Origin of the sequence: Streptomyces sp. NPDC001530, from assembly GCF_042894545.1 — a bacterium.
GTDB lineage: Bacteria > Actinomycetota > Actinomycetes > Streptomycetales > Streptomycetaceae > Streptomyces.
Map to the genome: position 1 here is coordinate 64,492 of NZ_JBIAVS010000038.1, position 20,291 is coordinate 84,782.

The following is a 20,291-nucleotide window of genomic DNA, read 5'->3' on the forward strand; positions in this document are numbered from 1 at the left end:
CATGTACGTAGCGGACAGCCGCGCCAGTACGCCGGAGACTCCGGCTACGCGGACGGCGGCAGCGTCCGCGGAAGGCGCCGCCCGGCCCCGAGCCGGGCGGCGCCGCGCCGCGATCGCGCCCACGGTGCTGGCGCTCGGCACGGTCAGTCTGATCACCGACGTCTCGTCGGAGATGGTGACGGCGGTGCTGCCCCTGTACCTGGTGGCCGGCCTCGGCCTGTCGCCACTGGGCTTCGGGCTCCTCGACGGGATCTACAACGGCTTCTCGGCGCTGGTACGCCTGGTCGGAGGACATCTCGCGGACCGGGACGGGGGCCGCCACAAGTGGGTCGCGGGCTTCGGCTACGGCCTGTCCGCGGCCTGCAAACCCCTGCTCCTGGTGGCGCAGACCCTCACCCCCATCGGGCTGATCCTCGCCGCCGACCGCACCGGCAAGGGCCTGCGCACGGCCCCGCGCGACGCACTGATCTCCCTGTCCAGCACCCCTCAGACGCGCGGCCGTGCCTTCGGCGTGCACCGGGCCATGGACACGGCGGGCGCACTGCTGGGGCCCTTGGTCGCCCGCGAGCGCGCCCAGCGGCATGGCCGATGCCCGCGACCCGGCAGCGACGCAGCGTGCCACCCACCCCGATCGGCACACGACGGGCGACACCGACGCGAGCGCGCCCAGCGGCATGGCCGATGCCCGGGACGCGGCGGCCTCGCAAGGCGGCGCTGCCTCGCACCGCCACCGGCCGACCCTCCGCGCTGCGCTGGCGCTCCTCGCGCGCCCCGACCTTCGCCGCCTCACCGTCTGCGCCCTTCTCCTCGGCCTGGCGACGGTCAGCGACTCCTTCGTCTACCTGCTGCTCCAGCGGCGCCTCGGCGTGCCGGACCGCTGGTTCGCGCTGCTGCCCCTCGGCACCGCGGCCACGTTCCTGCTGCTGGCCGTCCCGCTCGGCCGGCTGGCGGACCGGATCGGCCGGTGGCGGGTGTTCCTGGCGGGCCACGGCGCCCTGCTCCTCGCGTACGGCGTCCTGCTCTCCTCCTGGCACGGAACTGCGCTGCCGTACGCCGTCCTGGTCCTGCACGGCGGCTTCTACGCGGCGACGGACGGAGTGCTGATGGCCGCGGCCTCGGACAGCGTGCCCGAGGAGCTGCGCTCGTCGGGGCTCGCGCTCGTCCAGACGGGGCAGGCGCTGGCCCGGTTCGTCTGCTCGCTCGGCTTCGGCGCGGCCTGGACGGCGTGGGGCGACCGTACGGCGCTCACCGCGTCGGCCGTGGTCCTCGCCCTCTGCGCCCTGTTCTCGCTCAGGCTCCGCCCGACCCCTTCAGAAGGCCTCGCATGACCCTGCGCACCCGCATCCTGGTCCTGATCTCCGCCCTCGTCGTCCTCGCGGGCGTCGCCACGGCCTCCGTCCTGCACGCCTCGGCCCGCGCCGACCGCAGGAACCAGACCCAGCCGGGCGGCCCGACGATCACCGCGGGCACGGTCGCACTGACCGGCGACAGCGGCCGCATGATCTTCCGCAACATGGCGTGGGGCCCGCACCGCGACGAGCTGACGACGGTCGCGGCGTCGGACCCGGCGGGCCCGCGCACCGCTTCCAAGGTCAAGTGCCTGCGCTTCTACGCGGCCTCGGGCACGGGCGTGTGCCTCCAGGCTTTGCACGGCGCCGTCCAGGACACCTACCGAGCCGTCGTCCTCGACGCACACCTCCACGAGACGGCCCGCTACGACGTCCCCGGCATCCCGTCCCGCGCCCGCGTCTCCCCCAGCGGCCGTTACGCCGCCTGGACGGCCTTCGTGGGCGGCGACTCGTACGCGGGCACCGCCTTCTCGACCCGCGCGGCGATCGTGGACACCCGTACGGGGAAACTGACCCCGTCCCTGGAGGCGTACCACGTCGTGAAGGACGGCCACCCCTATCGCGCCGCGGACGTCAACTTCTGGGGCGTCACCTTCGCCGCCGACGACCGCACCTTCTACGCGACGCTGGCGACGAAGGGCAAGACCTACCTGGTCCGGGGCGACCTCCGCACCCGTAGGGTCACCACCCTGCACACGAACGTCGAGTGCCCGTCCCTCTCCCCCGACGGCACCCGCATCGCCTTCAAGAAGCGGGTGAAGGGCCTCCCCCAGGACGCCCCCTGGCACCTGTACGTGCTCGACCTGCGCACGATGCGCGAAACCCCGCTCGCCGAGTCCCGCAGCGTCGACGACCAGGCCGTCTGGCGCGACGACCACACGATCGTCTACGCCCTCCCCGGCGACTACGGCGCGGACCTCTACACGGTCCCGGCCGACGGCACAGGAAAGCCGCGGCGCATCAGCACCGCGGCCGTGTCTCCTGCGTACGTCGGTTAGAGCACCGGCAGGTTCTTCCGCAGCTCGAAGGCGGTGACCTCGGAGCGGTACTCCTCCCACTCCTGCTTCTTGTTGCGCAGGAAGAAGTCGAAGACGTGCTCGCCGAGGGTCTCGGCGACCAGTTCGCTGCGCTGCATCAGGACCAGGGCCTCGCCGAGGTTCTGCGGCAGGGGCTCGATGCCCATGGCGCGGCGCTCGGCGTCGGAGAGGGCCCAGACGTCGTCGTCGGCGCCCGGCGGGAGCTCGTAGCCCTCTTCGATGCCCTTGAGGCCGGCGGCGAGGAGGAGGGCGTAGGCCAGGTACGGGTTCGCGCCCGAGTCGATGGAGCGGACCTCGACGCGCGCCGAGCCCGTCTTGCCGGGCTTGTACATCGGGACGCGGACGAGGGCCGAGCGGTTGTTGTGGCCCCAGCAGATGTACGAGGGGGCCTCGCCGCCGGCGCCCGCCGTGCGCTCCGAGCCGCCCCAGATGCGCTTGTAGGAGTTCACCCACTGGTTGGTGACCGCCGAGATCTCCGCCGCGTGCTTGAGCAGGCCCGCGATGAAGGAGCGGCCGACCTTGGAGAGCTGGTACTCCGAGCCGGACTCGTAGAAGGCGTTCCGGTCACCCTCGAACAGGGACAGGTGCGTGTGCATGCCGCTGCCCGGGTGCTCGGAGAACGGCTTCGGCATGAAGGTCGCCTGGACGCCCTGCTCCAGCGCCACCTGCTTCATGACCAGGCGGAACGTCATGATGTTGTCCGCGGTCGAGAGCGCGTCGGCGTAGCGGAGGTCGATCTCCTGCTGGCCGGGGGCGCCCTCGTGGTGGGAGAACTCGACCGAGATGCCCATCGACTCCAGCATGGTGATCGCCTGACGGCGGAAGTCCATGCCGACGTTCTGCGGGGTGTGGTCGAAGTAGCCGGAGTTGTCGGCGGGGGTGGGCCGCGACCCGTCCAGCGGGCGGTCCTTCAGCAGGAAGAACTCGATCTCCGGGTGGGTGTAGAAGGTGAAGCCCAGGTCGGAGGTCTTCGCCAGGGCGCGCTTGAGCACATAGCGCGGGTCCGCGAAGGACGGGGAACCGTCCGGCATGAGGATGTCGCAGAACATGCGAGCCGTGCCGGGGGCCTCAGCGCGCCACGGCAGCACCTGGAACGTGGACGGGTCCGGCTTGGCGATCATGTCGGACTCGTACACGCGGGCAAAGCCCTCGATCGCCGAGCCGTCGAAGCCGATGCCCTCGTCGAAGGCCTGTTCCAGCTCGGCCGGGGCCACGGCCACCGACTTGAGGAAGCCGAGTACGTCCGTGAACCACAGGCGTACGAACCGGATGTCCCGCTCCTCCAGTGTCCGGAGCACGAACTCCTGCTGCTTGTCCATCTTCCGCTTCCACCCATCCTTGCTGGTCAGGCCGCCTGCTCCCACGCCTCGGGGACGATCGGGGCACCTGAGCATCCCACCACAACACCATTTCGTGCGCGTTGCGGACCTTGATCGCCCGGGCGACCACGGCCTGAACGCCTCGCGTACGGGAAGTGTCCTGCTCTGACGCCCATCTTGCCTGCTCGGGCGCCCCTGCGTAATGGCCGGCTCTTTCCTGTGCCCTCCTCCCATACCCCGCCCCCGTTCCCACTACGATCAGTGCAACCCGTCCATCTCGTCCGTCCCCTCCGTCCCACCCCCAAAAGGACTCGCCATGGGCTCCGCCAAGAACAGCAGCAACGCCTCGCGCAAGGCGCGCATAGAGGAGATGCGCCGCGCCGAGCAGTCCCGCGAGCGTCGCAACCGGATCCTCACGATCGCCGCCAGCGTGGTCGTCGTCGCCGGTCTCGTCGTGGGCGGCGTCGTCCTCGTCAAGTCGCAGTCCGACAAGAACGACACGGCGAGCGACTCGAAGGCGGCGTCGGGGCACTTCGTCACGGGCGCGGACGGCGTGAAGACCTGGAAGGGCACGCTCGGCCGCACCCACGTCAGCAAGACCGTGAAGTACCCGATGGAGCCCCCGGTCGGCGGTGACCACAACCAGGTGTGGATGAACTGCAACGGCGACGTCTACACCAAGGCGATCAACAACATGAACGCCGTGCACTCCCTGGAGCACGGCGCGGTCTGGGTGACGTACAACAGCAAGGCCTCCGACGCCGACGTGAAGGCGCTCGCGGCGAAGGTCAAGAAGACCCCGTACACGCTGATGAGCCCCGTCGAGGACCAGAAGGACCCGATCATGCTCAGCGCCTGGGGCAAGCAGCGCACGGTGACGGGCGCGAGCGACCCGAACATCGACAAGTTCTTCGCGGAGTTCGTCCAGGGAAAGCAGACGCCCGAGCCGGGCGCCGCCTGCACCAACGGTCTGTCCCAGTGAGGCAGGTCGGATGGATCGCAGGGGCCGCGGCGGCCGCACTCGTCGCGGCCGGGGCGATCACCTACGCGGTCGCCGACGGTGACGACTCCGGGACGAAGGCGCCCACCGCCGACTCCGCGGACGCGGGCTTCGCGCGGGACATGGCGGTCCACCACCAGCAGGCCGTCGAGATGTCGTACATCGTGCGCGACCGCACCAAGAACGAAGAGGTACGGCGACTCGCGTACGACATCGCGCAGACGCAGGCCAACCAGCGCGGCATGCTGCTCGGCTGGCTCGACCTGTGGGAGCTGCCGAAGGTGTCCTCGGACGCGCCCATGACCTGGATGGGCATGGGTGACATGGCCTCCGGCAAGGACGGCGCGCTGATGCCCGGCATGGCGACCAACACCGAGATGAAGAAGCTGAACACGCTGCAGGGCAAGCAGGCCGAGATCTTCTATCTGCAGTTGATGACCGACCATCACAAGGGCGGCATCCACATGGCCGAGGGCTGCGTCGCCAAGTGCGAGGTCGGTGTGGAGAAGAAGCTCGCGCAGGGCATGGTCGACGCCCAGCAGTCGGAGATCAAGCTGATGGCGGACATGCTGAAGGAGCGGGGCGCCAAGGCGCGCGACTAGCGACGCGGCGAGTGGGACGGGTCCGGGGCAGCGCCCCGGACCCGTCCGCCCCCCTCCGCCGCCTGATGGTCAACTGCCCTTCCGCCGCCTGATGGTCAACTGCGCCAGTCCGTACCGCACTTCAGTGCGACGTCGGTCGGCACCAGGCGTTCCACCGAACCTGGGCGGCCTTCGGTGACGGCGAGCTGGGCCCGGTCCAGGTAGCCGATGAAGAGCTGGGTGTGGGCGGGCATGGCCGCGGGGTCGTAGATGAAGACGACGGTGTCGTCGTCCCGCCGTTCCCGCTTCACGACCTCCTCGACCCCCACTCCCGAGCCGTGTTCGTCCACCTGTGTGTGGTCGTCCGGCCCCTTGCAGAACACCCCGGTCTTCACCAGGACGGGGAACCCCGCGTCGCGCAGCGCCTTCTGCAGCCCCGCCGGGTCCTTGAAGTACTGCTCCTTGGTCCAGGTCACCGCGACCGTGCCGTCCGTCCGCTTGGCGACGGTGAAGGCGGCGGGCTCGGCGCCCCCGGACGGCGGTGCCGTCGAGGGGTGGCCGATGCCCGGTACGCCGAGCGCGAGCCCCGCGATCGCCGTGACGCCCACGGCCGCCACGGCCACGCGCCTGCGCCGCCGCCGGACCGCGTGGCCCTCGGCCACGATGTGCTCGACGGGCACGGGCATGGTGACGTCGTCGAGCGAACTCCTCAGCGCGTCCAGTACGTCCCTGTCGTCATCGATTGCGTTCACGATCCCGCCTCCGGGGTGTTGAGAGTGACGAAGTGGCCGCGCAATGTCCCGACGGCCCGCGACAGATGGGCGGTGACGGTTCCCGGGGCGATCCCGAGCGCCTTCGCCGTGGTCGCGGTGTCGAGGTCGAGGAAGACCCGCAGGGCGATCACTTCCCGCTGCCGCAGGGGCAGTTGACGCAGCGCGGCAATCAGCGCGGGGTCGAGACCGGACTCGCCCGGCTCGGCGGCCCCGGTGTCGTGGTCGCCGAGCGCGACCTCGTACCGACGCCGACGCCACCACGAGATCCGGGTGTTGAGCGCCGTCCGTACGATCCACGCGCGCGGGGCGGGATGCCGCCGCACTCGGGGCCAGGCCGCCCAGGCCCGGGCGAACGCCTCGGCCACGAGGTCCTCGGCCAGCTGCCGGTCGCCCACCGCGGCGAGGACCGCGCGCAGACAGACGTCCCGGCCGCACCGGTAGAACTCTTCGAACTCCAGCTGCTTCACACCCCCAACACGCCGTGGGGTCTCGATGCACTTACCGAAAGCGGGTCTCTTTGCAAAAGACCTCTGTAGAAAGCGCTTTGCAGAACCCTTTTGGCAGGAGGAGAGGGAAAACCCTCGATTGTAGGCAAGGGCCCTCTCCAAACCACCCCAAATGACCACTAATCACGGCCACTTGGGGTTTCCTTGGCCTTCTCATTCCCCTGGCATGAACGGTTCATCGCCAGAGTGGCCCCCATCGTGTGATCCATTCCCCGTGGCCTCGTACGGCGCGGGGATCTACGTGTTTCACCGAACGACCACTACATGCGACGAACCGCATCGCAGGGGGTTCTATGAGATCCAACCGCGCCAAAGCGCGCGCCGGAGTGAGCCTGGCAGCGACACTGCCGCTGCTCGCCGGTGCGCTGGCGCTCGGCATACCCGCGGCCCATGCCGCGGACGGCCCGAGCCGGGACACCCTCGCGGGCACCAAGCCCGCGTGGGCCACGGCGAAGGCGGACAAGGGAGCCACGTCCGACAGCTCCCAGGTCTCCGCCCGGGTCTACCTCGCCGGCCGGGACGCCTCCCGTCTGGCCGCGTACGCCAAGGCCGTGTCCGACCCGAACTCGGCCTCGTACGGGAAGTACTTGAGCGCCAAGAAGGCGCAGCGGCAGTTCGGCGCCACCAAGGCGCAGGTCGCCGCGGTGACGTCCTGGCTGAAGTCGGCGGGCCTGAAGGTCACCGGCACCACGCAGCACTACATCTCCGTGACGGGTGATGTCGCCGCCGCCGAGAAGGCGTTCGGCACCCAACTGCACAACTACACCAAGGGCAACAAGACCTACCGGGCGCCGTCCAAGACGGCCTCCGCGCCGGCCGCCCTGAACGGTGCCGTCCTGACCGTCACCGGCCTGGACAACGCCCCCCACAAGGCGTCGCACCACGACCAACTGCCGCCTCCGGACGCGGTGTTCAAGAACTCCGGGCCGTTCTCCTCGTACTACGGCTCGAACATCGCGAGCACCCTGCCGGACGCGTACGGCTCGAAGATCCCGTACGCCGTCAAGGGCTACACGGGCAAGCAGCTGCGCGCCGCGTACGGCGCGGGCACGCGCACCGGCAAGGGTGTGCGGGTCGCCATCACCGACGCGTACGCCTCGCCGACCATCGCCTTCGACGCGCAGACCTATGCGAACAAGCACGGTGACGCGGCGTACACCAGCGGCCAGCTGCGTCAGGTGCTGCCGGCGAAGTACACGAAGACCAAGGAGTGCGGGGCGGCCGGCTGGTACGGCGAGGAGACCCTCGACGTCGAGGCCGTGCACGCGGTCGCGCCCGCTGCGGAGATCACCTACGTGGGCGCCGCCTCCTGCTACGACGACGATCTGCTCGACTCGCTCGGCAAGATCGTCGACGGTCACCTGGCCGACATCGTCTCCAACTCGTGGGGCGACATCGAGGCCAACGAGACGCCGGACATCGCGGCCGCCTACGACCAGGTCTTCCAGTTCGGCGCGGTCGAGGGCATCGGCTTCTACTTCTCCTCCGGCGACAACGGCGACGAGGTCGCCAACACCGGTACGAAGCAGGTCGACACCCCGGCCAACTCGGCGTGGGTGACGGCGGTCGGCGGTACCTCGCTGGCGGTCGGCAAGGGCGACAAGTACCTGTGGGAGACCGGCTGGGGCACCGAGAAGGCGCTGCTGTCGGACGACGGCAAGAGCTGGACCGGCTTCCCGGGTGCGTTCACCTCGGGGGCGGGCGGTGGCACCAGCAAGACGGTCGCCGCGCCCTTCTACCAGAAGGGTGTCGTCCCGGACGCGCTCGCCAAGGCGAACAACGCCGCCGGTAACCGGGTCGTACCGGACATCGCGGCGATCGCCGACCCCAACACCGGTTTCAAGGTCGGCCAGACGCAGACCTTCCCGGACGGGACGGAGCAGTACAGCGAGTACCGGATCGGCGGCACCTCGCTCGCCGCGCCGGTGATCGCGGCCGTCCAGGCCCTCGCCCAGGAGGCGCGCGGCGGCAAGGCGATCGGCTTCGCCAACCCCGCCATCTACGCCAAGTACGGCTCGAAGGCGTACCACGACGTCACGGACAACCCCACGGGGTCCGGGCTCGCCGTGGCGCGTGTCGACTTCGCGAACGGCTACGACGCCGCGGACGGTCTCATCACCTCCGTCCGCAGCCTCGGCAAGGACAGCTCCCTGCAGGCCGTGAAGGGCTACGACGACGTCACCGGCGTGGGCTCGCCCGCCCCGGGCTACGTCGACTCGTACAGCCGCCGCTGACGCCCCATCACACCGGGTACGCCCGCTCCTCGTTCGATCGGGGGGCGGGCGTACGTGTTTTTTCGCCCCCTCCGCCCCTGCCCGTCCCGTCCCTGGGGGCTACGCCCCCAGACCCCCCTCAAAGACTGCGCAGTTCCCCGCGCCCCTTTTAGGGGCGCGGGGAACTGCGCGACATGTACGGGACGGGCAGGGGCGGAGGGGGCGAAAAACCCACCCACCCCAGGCCGTCAGGCGTGTTCGCGCCAGCGGTTGGTGATGGGGAGGCGGCGGTCCTTGCCGAAGCCCTTCGCGGAGATCTTGGTACCCGGCGGGTACTGGCGCCGCTTGTACTCCGCCGTGTCGACCATCCGAAGCGTCTTCACGACGAGCTCCCGCTCGAACCCGGCCGCGACAATGGAATCCGCACCCTCGTCCCGGTCGACATACCGCTCGAGGATCGCGTCCAGGACGGGATAGTCCGGCAGCGAGTCCGTATCGACCTGATCGGGACGCAACTCCGCACTCGGCGGCTTCGTAATCGAGCTCTCAGGAATCGGCGGCGTCTGCCCCCGCTCCGCCGCCGCCCGGTTCCGCCACTCCGCCAGCCGGAAGATCGACGTCTTGTACACGTCCTTGATGGGCCCGTACGCCCCCACCGAGTCGCCGTACAGCGTGGAATACCCCACCGCCAGCTCGGACTTGTTCCCGGGCGCCAGCACGATGTGCCCCTCCTGGTTGGAGATGGCCATCAGCATCGTGCCCCGGAGCCGGGACTGGAGGTTCTCCTCGGCCAGCCCCGTCAGCCCCAGCGACGACATATACGCATCGAACATCGGCTCGATCGGCACGGTCCGGAAGTTCAGCCCCGTCCGCCGCGCCAGCTCCGCCGCGTCTCCCTTGGAGTGGTCGGAGGAGTACTTCGACGGCATCGAAACGCCGTACACGTTCTGCGCGCCCAGCGCATCGCACGCTATGGCGGCCACCAACGCCGAGTCGATACCGCCCGACAGCCCGATCAGCACAGACCGGAACCCGTTCTTCGCCGCGTATGCCCGCAGCCCGACCACCAACGCCGAGTAGACCTCCTCGTCGTCGTCGAGCCGCTCGGCGTACCCCCCGGCGAGCTCCGCCTCGTACGCGGGCAGCGGCTCCTCCGAGATGACCAGCCGCTCGATCCGCAGCCCGTCGTCGACGACCCCGGTCCGGGGCACGGCGGCCCCGGCCGGAAGATCCAGGTCCAGTACGACGCAGCCCTCCGCGAACTGCGGTGCCCGCGCGACGACGTCACCGTCCTGGTCGACGACGATCGAGTCCCCGTCGAAGACGAGCTCGTCCTGCCCGCCGATCATGGCGAGGTAGGCGGTGGTGCACCCGGCCTCCTGGGCCCGCTTGCGGACCAGTTCGAGCCGGGTGTCGTCCTTGTTGCGCTCGTACGGCGAGGCGTTGATGGAGACCAGCAGCCCGGCCCCGGCGGAGCGGGCGGCCGGTACGCGCCCGCCGTCCTGCCAGAGGTCCTCGCAGATGGCGAGCGCGACATCGACGCCGTGCACCCGCACGACCGGCATCGTGTCGCCGGGCACGAAGTACCGGAACTCGTCGAACACTCCGTAGTTGGGAAGGTGGTGCTTGGCGAAGCTCAGCGCCACCCGGCCGCCGTACAGCACGGCGGCGGCGTTCTGCGGGGCGCCGGCCGGCTGCCCGTACTTCGGCTGCGCGCTCTCGGACCGGTCGAGGTAGCCGACGATCACCGGCAGTTCCCCGAAGCCCTCGTCGGCGAGCCGGGCGGCCAGCGAGCGCAGCGCCGCGCGGGAGGCCTCGACGAAGGACGGCCGCAGGGCGAGGTCCTCGACGGGATACCCGGTCAGCACCATCTCGGGGAACGCCACCAGATGCGCTCCCTGCTCGGCGGAGTGCCGGGTCCAACGGACGATCGCCTCGGCGTTGGCGGCGAGATCGCCGACGGTCGAGTCGATCTGATTCAGGGCGAGGCGTAGTTGAGGCACGGGCCCAGTGTAATCGTCAGAGCGACACAATGGGGTGTGGGGCGCCCCACGTGGAGGCGCCCCCGCCGTCCGGGCCGGGAAGCGGTCCGGGAGAGGTCCGGGAGAGGTCCGGGAGAGGTCCCGGAAGCCGCCCGGAAGCCCGGGTCCGGCGCCTCAGTTCCGGTAGCCGAGCACGGTCATCATCCCCGCCTCCGAGTGATAGACGTTGTGACAGTGGACCATCCACAGTCCTGGGTTGTCGGCGTCGAAGTCCACCGTCAGCGTCCCGTTCGGCAGGACGATCGCGGTGTCCTTGCGCGGGCCGCCCGCCACGCTCGCCAGGGCGAAGGTGTGCCCGTGCAGATGGACCGGGTGCCACATGCTGGTGGAGTTGGCGAACACCAGCCGCACCCGCTCCCCGGCCCGAACGGGGTGCCGCTGGTCCGCGCGGGCGCTGTAGGGCTTCTTGTCGAAGGCCCAGTCGTACGTCGCCATCCCGCCCGTGAGCCGCAGCTTCACCGTCCGGTCCGGCTCTTTCGCGGCCAGCGCCACGGACTCGTCGGCCCGCAGCCTGTCCGCCGTCAGGAGCCGCCCGTCGAGCTCCTTCGGCCGTACGGAGGCGGTGGGCGCCGCCCCTCCGCCCGTCCGCAGCAGCGCTTGCGCCGACGACTTCTTGCCCTCGGCCAGCGCGGTCAGCGGGAAGACGCCGTCCTTGACGGTGACGAGGACGTCGTACCGCTCGCCCATGCCGAGCAGCAGCGCGTCCGTCTTCGCGTGCCGCACCGGGAAGCCGTCCGTGTGCGTCACCGTCATCTCGTGGTCGCCGAGGGCCACACGGAAGGCGGTGTCGCCGCCGGCGTTGATGATCCGGATCCGGACGCGGTCCCCCGGGCGCGCCCGGAAGACCGAAGGCGCCTGTGCCGTACGCCCGTTGACCAGGTAGTACGGGTACGCGACATCGCCGGCGTCGCCGCCGAGCAGATCACTCTCGGCGCCCATGAGCATGCGCGAGGGACCGGGTGAGGACGACTCCTGGCCACCCATGGATATGTTCGACATATTGGACATGTCGTGCCCGGAGTGCCCGCCGCTGCCGCTGTCCCCCATGTCCATGCCGCTGCCCATTCCGCTGCCCATGCCGCCGCGCAGCTCCTTGAGCACGGCGTCCGGCGTCGAACCGTCCACCCCGTCGACCCAGTCGTCGAGGACGACCACCCACTCCTTGTCGTAGGACAGAGGCTCCTTGGGGTCCTCCACGATCAGCGGGGCGTACAGACCGCGGTCCTGCTGGGTTCCGGAGTGCGGGTGGAACCAGTACGTCCCCGCGTGCGGCACCGTGAAGCGGTAGGTGAAGTCCGCGCCCGGCTTGATGGCCCGCTGGGTGAGATCCGGCACGCCGTCCATGTCGTTGCGCAGGGCGATCCCGTGCCAGTGGAGGGACGTGACTTCCGGGAGGTGGTTGGCGAGCGTGAGGGCGAGGGTGTCCCCGGCGGTGACGCGGACCGCCTCGCCGGGCAGGTCGCCGCCGTACGCCCAGGACGTGACCGTACGACCGCCCAGGTCGAGGGAGGTCACGGCGGCGGTGAGCTTCACTGTCCGGACGGGTCCCGAGCCCCGCTTCTCCTCGGCGGCGGCGACTTCGCGGCCCGCAGGGTCGACGTAACCCTTCGGAGCGCCGGATGCCCCGCTCCCCCCGTGGCCCGCATGACCGCCGGCCGAGCAGGCGGACAGAATCCCGGTCCCGGCGACGGCGACCGCGGCACCGAGGACGGTACGGCGCGTGGGGGTGCGCGAGGCTGTGGTGGACGGAGGGGGCGCGGGCAGCGTGGTCGTGGACGGAGAGGTCGCGGGCAGGGTGGTGGTGCGCATGACTGTGGTGCGCATGGCTGAGTAACACCTCGTCGTGGTGATGTCGCGTGCGGATGGGCGCGTCCGCTGCTTCTGGTACACCGCTCGACGCCCGGAGGTTCCCACCTCCGAACGGGCAGCCCGAAGCAGCCGGTGCGCCGACCTAGATGCGCAGCACCGACAGACGAGAGAGAAGCGTTCTTTGCGGGGGCGGCTTGGGCCACAGGCCACGCAACAGCCGCGCGAGCGCGGGTGGCCTGGCACCGCTCGCCCACGGGCGGCCCATCGCCGCCGCGAGCAGCAGGACGAGGGTGAAGCCGCCGAGTACGGCGAGGCAGACGGACAGCGGGTCCATGCCGGTCATCGGCGGTGCCACGGAGCTCGGGGACGCGGGCGTCGTGTGCGCCTGCGCACGGCCTGACGGCGAGGACATGTCGTACGCCATGGAGTACGGGGAGTGCCTGGAGCCCTGCCCCAGGGACTGCCCGGAGCCCGGGCCCAGGGAGCCCCCGGAACCCTCGCCCGGGGCATGCCCGGAGCCCTGGCCCAGGGAGTGGCCTGAGCCCTCACCGAGGGAATGACCTGAGCCTTCGACCAGGACGTGCCCGGAGACCTGGCCCAGGAAGTGGCCCGAGCCCTCGCCCTCGGAGCGCTCAGAGCTCTGGCCCGGGGAGTGCCCGGACGGATGGCCCAGCGTGTGCATCGTCACGATCCCGAAGAGCAGTGCGGCGAGCAGCAGCAGCTGCCCGTATCCCGCCCGCACCCGGAGCGCCTCGCGCGTCCGGCTCCTCGTCGTCATGCTCGCACCCTACCCCCACCGGGTATCGGACGACGGGTGGACCCCGGCCGTCGGGGGGCGCGGGTGGGGTGGGTTTTTCGCCCCCTCCGCCCCTACCCTCCCCCAAGCTCTCGGCTTCGCTCGAGCAGGGGGGACCCCCATCGCCCCTGGGGGCTCCGCCCCCAGACCCCCGCATCGGCCTGAACGGCCTCGTCCTCAAACGCCGGACGGGCTGAAGATGCCCGGCCGGGGCCACGGGGCGCAGCCCCAGGCAGGGGTGCAGGGGGCGCAGCCCCAGGCAGGGGTGCAGGGGGCGCAGCCCCAGGCAGGGGTGCAGGGGGCGCAGCCCCAGGCAGGGGTGCAGGGGGCGCAGCCCCCGCCCAGGAGCCCAGGGGCGGAGCCCCTGGGCGGGGGTTTGGGGGCGGAGCCCCCATGGTCGGGAATGGGTAGGGGCGGCGGGGGCGAAAAACCCACTCCACCCGCCCCCCACCACATCAGTCCCGCCCTCCACCACATCAGCGGCGAACGCGCTCCGCATGCGAAGGAACGTGCGTGGCCACGAGCCGTCCCGAGCCCCCCGCCACAACCCCGCCGGCGACAGCCCCCGCCCGCCGGCGGTCGACGCCGTAGGCGATGGCGGCCACCACCAGCCCGAGCACCGCCAGCACCGCCCCCGCCAGCGCGGGCGACGTCGCACCGAAGCCCGCGGCGAGGGCGAGCCCCCCGATCCACGCGCCACCGGCGTTCGCGAGGTTGAACGCGGCCTGGTTGGCGGAGGACGCGAGGGACGGCGCGGCGGAGGCCTTCTCCATGACCATCAGCTGGAGGGGCGAGCCGGTGATGAAGGCGGCCACACCGAGAAGGGTGACCGCGACGGCCGCGCTCCACTGGGTGGCCATGAGGACGGGGAAGAGCGCGAGCACCGCGACCAGGGAGAGCAGGCCGCCGAAGAGGGTTCCCCGGAGGGAGTGGTCGGCGAGGCGGCCACCGACCAGGTTGCCGGCCGTCGCACCGACGCCGAAGAGCGCCAGCAACAGCGTCACACTGCCGTCGGCATAGCCGGCCGACTCCGTGAGCATCGGCGTGATGTAGCTGTACGCGGAGAAGAGCGCGCCGAATCCCGCCACCGTCGTACCCAAGGCCAGCCAGACCGGGAGGGAGCGGAGGGCGGCCAGTTCGCCGCGCAGGCCACCGGCGGGAGCGTGCGCGTGATCACGCGGGATCAGGAGCGCCAGCGAGGCTATGGCGGCCACGCCGATCGCGCTCACGCCGAGGAAGGTCGCACGCCAGCCCAGGTGCTGCCCCATGAGCGTGGCCACGGGCACACCGGCGACGTTGGCGACCGTCAGGCCGAGGAACATCAGCGAGACGGAGCGCGCCTTGCGCTCGGGGGCGACCAGGTTCGTGGCGACGACGGCGCCCACGCCGAAGAAGGCGCCGTGCGGCAGACCGCTGAGGAAGCGGGCGGCCAGCAGCCAGTGGTAGTCGGGGGCGAAGGCGGAGAGCGCGTTGCCCGCCACGAAGAGGCCCATCAGGGCGATCAGGACCTTACGGCGGGACATGCGGGCGGTGGCGGCGGCGAGCAGCGGGGCACCGATCACGACGCCCAGGGCGTAGGCCGAGACCAGGTGGCCCGCGGTGGGAATGGAGATGTGGAGGTCGTCCGCGACGTCGGGCAGCAGGCCCATCATCACGAACTCGGTGGTACCGATGCCGAAGGCGCCCACGGCGAGGGCGAGCAGGGCCAGAGGCATGAAGGGGCCTTTCAAAGGAGCGGAGAGCGCGGAGCAGGGCGGGGCCGAGCGGTTCCATGGGCGTCACGCACATGCCGTTACTCACATGCCGTTACGCACATGCCGTCACGCACATGCACAGAGGCCGTACGCACGTGCATCGACGCCTACGCGCGTGCGTAGGAGCCCTCCGCACGCGTACGGGGGCCGTACGCACACACATGGAGACGCCCGTGCACACCGCTGTGCACGGGACGCGTGAGTTTCAGCTGCGGGTTCAACCCAAGGGGAGAGAGCACCGTAAGTTTAGCTGGGGAACAAACTCTCTCAGGCCCAGTATTCCGCGAGGTTAAGACGCGGTTGCGTCCACCTTGACGCGGGCCGCAATCGGAAGGTGATCGCTGCCGGTCTCGGGCAGGGTCCACGAGGTGACCGGTTCGATGCCCTTGACCATGATCTGGTCGATCCGGGCCATCGGGAACGACGCCGGCCAGCTGAACCCGAACCCGCTGCCCGCCGCGCCCTGCGTGGAGCGCATCTGCGCGGTGACGGCGTTCAGCGCGCGGTCGTTCATCGTGCCGTTGAGGTCGCCGAGCAGGACGACCCGCTTGATCGACTCGTCGGCGATCGCCTCGCCCAGCGCGTCGGCGCTCTTGTCGCGCTGACGGGCGGTGAACCCGGCCTCCAGCTTCACCCGCACCGAGGGCAGGTGGGCGACATAGAAGGCGACCTGCCCGGCCGGGGTCGTGACCGTCGCCCGCATCGCGCGCGTCCAGCCCAGCTTGATGTCCACGGGCTGGGATCCGGTCAGCGGATACTTGCTCCACAGCCCGACGGTGCCCTGCACCGAGTGGTACTTGTACGTCGACGCGAGCGCCTTCTCGTACACCGGAACCGCCGAGGCGGTCAGCTCCTCCAGGGCCAGCACGTCGGCGCCGGAGGCGGCCACGTCACGGGCGGTGCCGGACGGGTCCGGGTTGTCGGCGTTGACGTTGTGCGTGGCGACGGTGAGGTCGCCGCCGCTGCCGGTCTTGTCGGTGAGCAGCCCGCCGAAGAGGTTCAGCCAGACGATCGCGGGCAGCAGCACGGCGATCAGGGCGCTGGCCGACTTCCGTACGAAGGCGAGGATCAGCAGGATCGGGATGAACAGACCCAGCCACGGGAGAAACGTCTCGGTCAGACTGCCGAGGTTGCCGATGGTGTTCGGGATCTGCGCATGCAGCAGCATCACCAGGGCGAGGATCGCCGCGAGCGCGGCGAGGACCAGGCCGCGGCGCCAGATGCCGCGGTCACCGCGCCAGCCGTCGAGCAGGCGCCGAAGCCGGGACCCTCTGCGGTCCGGCCCCTGGCCTCCGCTGCCCGTCTCCGTCATATACGCCTGCGCCATACCGTCGCCTCACAACCTGCCATGCGCACCGTCTGCCCCTCGGCTACGACCCTAGGGGATGATCGGTGTCGTTCTCGCCGCCCCATGACGGCCGTACGGGCAAGGGGACGTACAACTTCGTGTTCGGAGTTCCGAATACGGGCGCGGAGTGCGGCCTCTGTGACGAAACGCGCACATTCGCCCCGTCAGAACCCGTCAGAAACCAGCGGGGTTCAGGGAACTACGGCTTGGCCGGGCGCAACCCCTCCAGCAACGTGTCGACGATCTGCTCCGCGAGGCCCTCGGGGAGGTCGCCCTCCGGACGCAGAACCGCGCGAACCAGCATGGGGCCGACGAAGATGTCGTTGACCAGTTCGATGTCGACGTCGTCACGGAGTTCGCCGTTCTCCTGTCCGCGGCGCAGGACTTCGTAACCCATCCGCCGCCTCGGGTCGACGACGGTCGCGTGGTACGCGTTCCAGAGTTTGGGGCTGCTCTTCATCTGGGCGTACACGTTGTGCAGCATCGCCGACGAGCGGTTGATCAGGCCGCGTTGACGAAGCGACTCCAGAAGGACGATGAGGTCGTCGCGCATCGAGGTGCCGGGGAGCGCGGGGTCCGAAGGCTCGGCGGCGCGCAGCACGTCGACGAAGAGCTCCTCCTTGCCGCTCCAGCGGCGGTAGATGGTCGCCTTGCCGACGCCCGCGGTCCGGGCGATGCGCTCGATGGACAACTCCCCGAGCGGTATGCCCTCCTCCAGGAGCTTCATCACGCCCTCGATGATCGAGCGCTCCACGGCCTCGCTTCGGGGGCGTCCCCTAGCGGGCCCCTCGTGCCTGACTCGGCTGTGCGCGAGGCTCACGTCGAACTCCGTTCCCTGCGTTGACCTGTGGTGTTGACCTGCGGTCATTCTCCTTGGCGTACGGCGATGGCGGCACCCGGTGCCGGGTGCCCCCGTCCCGTACGCCCTGTCAGTTACGCCCTGTCAGTGCTCGCCCGCCTTCACCAACTCGACTCCCTCCCTGCCCTCCTGTGCCTCCACCGTCCGGCCCGGCAGGAACACGGCCACGATCACCGCGCCGAGGACCGCGACCCCCGCGCCGCACAGGGCGGTGACGTGCATGGCGTGCAGGAAGGCGTCGTTGGCGGGGCCGACGAGGGCCTTGCCCTGGGGGCCGAGCTTGGCGGCGACGCCGAGGGTGGCCTCGATGGACTCCCCCGCGGTGTGCCGCAGGCCGGCCGGGAGGAGGGTGAGCTTGTCCTCGATGCCGGTGCGGTAGGCCGTGGAGAGGACGGAGCCGAGGACCGCGATGCCGAGGGCGCCGCCGACCTGGCGGAAGGTGTTGCTGAGGGCGGACGCGGAGCCCGCCTTCTCGCGCGGCAGGGCCTGCATTATCACGACGCTGGTCGGGGTCATGATGTGCGCCATGCCGGTGCCCATGAGGAAGAAGATGACTTCGAGGAGCCAGATCGGCGTGTCCGTGTCCAGGATGGCGAACGCGGCCAGCATCGCGGCGATGATCAGCAGTCCCGCCGTGCAGGTGGCCCGGTTGCCGAAGCGGTCGACGACGAGCCGGGCGCGCGGCGCGAAGATGATCTGGGCGGCCGCGAGCGGCAGCATCAGCAGGCCGGTCTGCAGCGGCGAGTAGCCCCGCACGCTCTGCGTGTAGAAGACGGAGAAGAAGGTCACGCCCATCAGGGCGAAGAAGACGAGCGCGATGGCGGCGATCGCGGCCGAGAAGACCTTGTTCTTGAAGTACGTGACGTCGATGGACGGGTGGTCGCTGCGCTTCTCGTACACGACGAATCCGGCGAGGACGACGACGCCGGCCGCGATGGTGGCGAGGACCGTCGCATCGGTGAAGTCGGCGAGCTGGCCGCCCTTGATGATGCCGTAGACGAGCAGGACGAGCCCGATGACCGACAGGACGACACCGATCGCGTCGACGCGGCCGGGGTTCGGGTCGCGGGAGTCCGGGACCAGCCAGAACATCAGGACAAGTGCGAGCAGCACGATGGGCACGTTGATCAGGAAGACCGAGCCCCACCAGAAGTGGTCGAGCAGGACGCCGCCGGTGATCGGGCCGATCGCGATGGCGAGTCCGACGCCGCCGGCCCAGATACCGATGGCCTTGGGCTGCTCGTCGCGCTCGAAGACGTTCATCAGGACGGCGAGCGTGGCGGGCATCACGAAGGCGGCGCCGAGGCCCATCACCGCGCGGAACACGATGAGTTGGATCGGCGAACCGGACTCCGCGGCCAGCGCGGAACCGAGGCCGAACACGGCGAGACCGGCGAGCAGCACCTTCTTGCGGCCGAGCCGGTCGCCGAGCAGGCCCGCGGTGAACAGCAGCCCGGCGAAGACGAGGGTGTAGGCGTTGATGGCCCACTCCAGCTCGCTCTGGGTGGCGCCGAGTCCGGTGGGCGCCGGGGTCGAGATCGTCTTGATCGCGACGTTCAGAATGGAGTTGTCGAGCACCACGATCAGCAGGCTGAGCATGAGCGCGCCGAGGATCGCCCAGCGGCGCCGGTGCACCGCCTCGGGCACGCGTCGGTCGACAGGGGGAGCGGAAGTCGTCATGGCGCCCAGCCTAGGAGCGATTCAATACGGAACCGTCTCGTATCGAAAATACTTTACGGAGAACTTACCAACAGATCCGTGACCCCGCGCGCCGAGACGTAGATCGCTTGCCCCGCTCTAGCCGCGCGTGGCACGAAGTGCCACCATGGACCTGGTCCGGGGACGCCGTAAGGGCGCCTCGAGATGACAGAAGGAGCCGTTGCGATGACGCAGCTTTCAGCTGCCCAGAAGCAGCCCGCGGAGGGTGTGCGCCCGTCCGCCGACAGCAGCAAGGCGCTGTACGGGGGCAAGAGCACCCGCCGCATCACGGTGCGCGACATCACCGCCGCCAAGGAGCGCGGCGAGAAGTGGCCCATGCTCACCGCGTACGACGCGATGACCGCGTCCGTCTTCGACGAGGCCGGCATCCCGGTCATGCTCGTCGGCGACTCGGCGGGCAACTGCCACCTGGGGTACGAGACGACCGTGCCCGTCACCATGGACGAGATGACCATACTGTCCGCCGCGGTCGTACGGGGCACCAGCCGCGCCCTGATCGTCGGCGACCTGCCCTTCGGCTCCTACCAGGAGGGCCCGGTCCAGGCGCTGCGCTCGGCCACCCGCCTGGTCAAGGAGGCCGGTGTCGGCGCGGTGAAGCTGGAGGGCGGCGAGCGCTCGCACCGCCAGATCGAGCTGCTCGTCGAGTCCGGCATCCCGGTCATGGCCCACATCGGCCTGACCCCGCAGTCCGTGAACTCCATGGGCTACCGCGTGCAGGGCCGTGGCGAGGAGGCCGCGCACCAGCTGCTGCGGGACGCGAAGGCCGTCCAGGACGCGGGCGCGTTCGCCGTCGTCCTGGAACTCGTCCCCGCGGAGCTCGCGGCCGAGGTCACGCGCACGCTGCACATCCCGACGGTCGGTATCGGCGCGGGTCCCGAGACCGATGCGCAGGTTCTCGTCTGGACCGACATGCTCGGGCTGACCGGCGGCAAGGTGCCGAAGTTCGTCAAGAAGTACGCCAATCTGCGTGAGGTCATGGGCAACGCCGCGAGGGCGTTCGCCGAGGACGTCGTCGGCGGAACGTTCCCGCTCGAGGAGCACTCCGTCCACTGAGCCATTGCGGCACCAGGGCAGCCCGCCGATTTCCCCCGTCGGCGGGCTGCCGCCTTTGTTTTTTCGCCCCCTCCGCCCCTACCCTCCCCCAAGCTCTCGGCTTCGCTCGAGCAGGGGGGACCCCCATCGTCCC

At 70.4% G+C, this 20,291-nt stretch carries 15 protein-coding genes and 1 pseudogene; 6 read left to right on the forward strand and 10 right to left on the reverse strand.

The annotated features are described in order from the left end of the window. Window position 1 precedes the first annotated feature (1 nt). Window positions 2–1,328 (forward strand): annotated as a pseudogene (locus ACFY0T_RS46510) (MFS transporter). Further along, on the forward strand, window positions 1,325–2,347 hold the full coding sequence (locus ACFY0T_RS46515; RefSeq protein ID WP_388884620.1) for a TolB family protein: 1,023 nt from the start codon (window positions 1,325–1,327) through the stop codon (window positions 2,345–2,347). The pseudogene ACFY0T_RS46510 and the gene ACFY0T_RS46515 overlap by 4 nt, the downstream one beginning before the upstream one ends. Here ACFY0T_RS46515 and glnA read toward each other — a convergent pair. Then, a complete protein-coding gene (gene glnA, locus ACFY0T_RS46520; protein ID WP_388884621.1) occupies window positions 2,344–3,705 on the reverse strand; it encodes a type I glutamate--ammonia ligase in 1,362 nt (453 codons plus the stop codon). The genes ACFY0T_RS46515 and glnA overlap by 4 nt on opposite strands. Before the next feature lie 316 nt (window positions 3,706–4,021). On the opposite strand from glnA, the gene ACFY0T_RS46525 reads away from it, so the two are divergent. Beyond that, window positions 4,022–4,687: a DUF3105 domain-containing protein gene (locus ACFY0T_RS46525; RefSeq protein ID WP_388884622.1), complete on the forward strand. Its 666-nt coding sequence runs from the start codon at window positions 4,022–4,024 to the stop codon at window positions 4,685–4,687. Continuing rightward, window positions 4,684–5,307 (forward strand): DUF305 domain-containing protein, encoded by a 624-nt coding sequence (locus ACFY0T_RS46530; protein WP_388884623.1) that lies wholly within the window; start codon window positions 4,684–4,686, stop codon window positions 5,305–5,307. The genes ACFY0T_RS46525 and ACFY0T_RS46530 overlap by 4 nt, the downstream gene beginning before the upstream one ends. A 95-nt stretch (window positions 5,308–5,402) precedes the next feature. Here ACFY0T_RS46530 and ACFY0T_RS46535 read toward each other — a convergent pair whose 3' ends face one another. Then, window positions 5,403–6,038 (reverse strand): hypothetical protein, encoded by a 636-nt coding sequence (locus ACFY0T_RS46535; protein WP_388884624.1) that lies wholly within the window; start codon window positions 6,036–6,038, stop codon window positions 5,403–5,405. Continuing rightward, on the reverse strand, window positions 6,035–6,526 hold the full coding sequence (locus ACFY0T_RS46540; protein ID WP_388884625.1) for a sigma-70 family RNA polymerase sigma factor: 492 nt from the start codon (window positions 6,524–6,526) through the stop codon (window positions 6,035–6,037). The genes ACFY0T_RS46535 and ACFY0T_RS46540 overlap by 4 nt, the downstream gene beginning before the upstream one ends. Window positions 6,527–6,858: 332 nt before the next feature. On the opposite strand from ACFY0T_RS46540, the gene ACFY0T_RS46545 reads away from it, so the two are divergent. Next, window positions 6,859–8,799, forward strand: a complete 1,941-nt coding sequence (locus tag ACFY0T_RS46545; RefSeq protein WP_388884626.1) for a protease pro-enzyme activation domain-containing protein — start codon at window positions 6,859–6,861, stop codon at window positions 8,797–8,799. Window positions 8,800–9,026: 227 nt separating this feature from the next. On the opposite strand, the gene ACFY0T_RS46550 is transcribed toward ACFY0T_RS46545, so the two are convergent. The 7 genes from ACFY0T_RS46550 to ACFY0T_RS46580 all read right to left on the reverse strand — a co-directional run bounded on the left by ACFY0T_RS46550 (window position 9,027) and on the right by ACFY0T_RS46580 (window position 19,066). Then, complete coding sequence (locus ACFY0T_RS46550; RefSeq protein WP_388884627.1) at window positions 9,027–10,781, reverse strand: NAD+ synthase; 1,755 nt, start codon at window positions 10,779–10,781, stop codon at window positions 9,027–9,029. A 153-nt stretch (window positions 10,782–10,934) separates the two neighbouring features. Continuing rightward, window positions 10,935–12,644: a multicopper oxidase family protein gene (locus tag ACFY0T_RS46555; RefSeq protein WP_388884628.1), complete on the reverse strand. Its 1,710-nt coding sequence runs from the start codon at window positions 12,642–12,644 to the stop codon at window positions 10,935–10,937. 127 nt (window positions 12,645–12,771) lie between these two features. After that, entirely contained in the window at window positions 12,772–13,407 is a 636-nt protein-coding gene (locus ACFY0T_RS46560; RefSeq protein WP_388884629.1) for a hypothetical protein, read from the reverse strand. Window positions 13,408–13,901: 494 nt separating this feature from the next. Beyond that, complete coding sequence (locus ACFY0T_RS46565) at window positions 13,902–15,140, reverse strand: MFS transporter (RefSeq protein ID WP_388884630.1); 1,239 nt, start codon at window positions 15,138–15,140, stop codon at window positions 13,902–13,904. 328 nt (window positions 15,141–15,468) lie between these two features. Next, window positions 15,469–16,506, reverse strand: coding sequence for an endonuclease/exonuclease/phosphatase family protein (locus tag ACFY0T_RS46570; RefSeq protein WP_388884631.1), 1,038 nt, complete (start codon window positions 16,504–16,506; stop codon window positions 15,469–15,471). 220 nt (window positions 16,507–16,726) lie between these two features. Further along, complete coding sequence (locus ACFY0T_RS46575; protein ID WP_388884632.1) at window positions 16,727–17,347, reverse strand: TetR/AcrR family transcriptional regulator; 621 nt, start codon at window positions 17,345–17,347, stop codon at window positions 16,727–16,729. 123 nt (window positions 17,348–17,470) lie between these two features. Then, window positions 17,471–19,066, reverse strand: a complete 1,596-nt coding sequence (locus ACFY0T_RS46580; RefSeq protein WP_388884633.1) for an MFS transporter — start codon at window positions 19,064–19,066, stop codon at window positions 17,471–17,473. Window positions 19,067–19,270: 204 nt separating this feature from the next. Between ACFY0T_RS46580 and panB the strand changes: the two genes are divergently transcribed. Further along, window positions 19,271–20,158: a 3-methyl-2-oxobutanoate hydroxymethyltransferase gene (panB, locus tag ACFY0T_RS46585; RefSeq protein ID WP_388884634.1), complete on the forward strand. Its 888-nt coding sequence runs from the start codon at window positions 19,271–19,273 to the stop codon at window positions 20,156–20,158. Window positions 20,159–20,291: the final 133 nt, after the last annotated feature.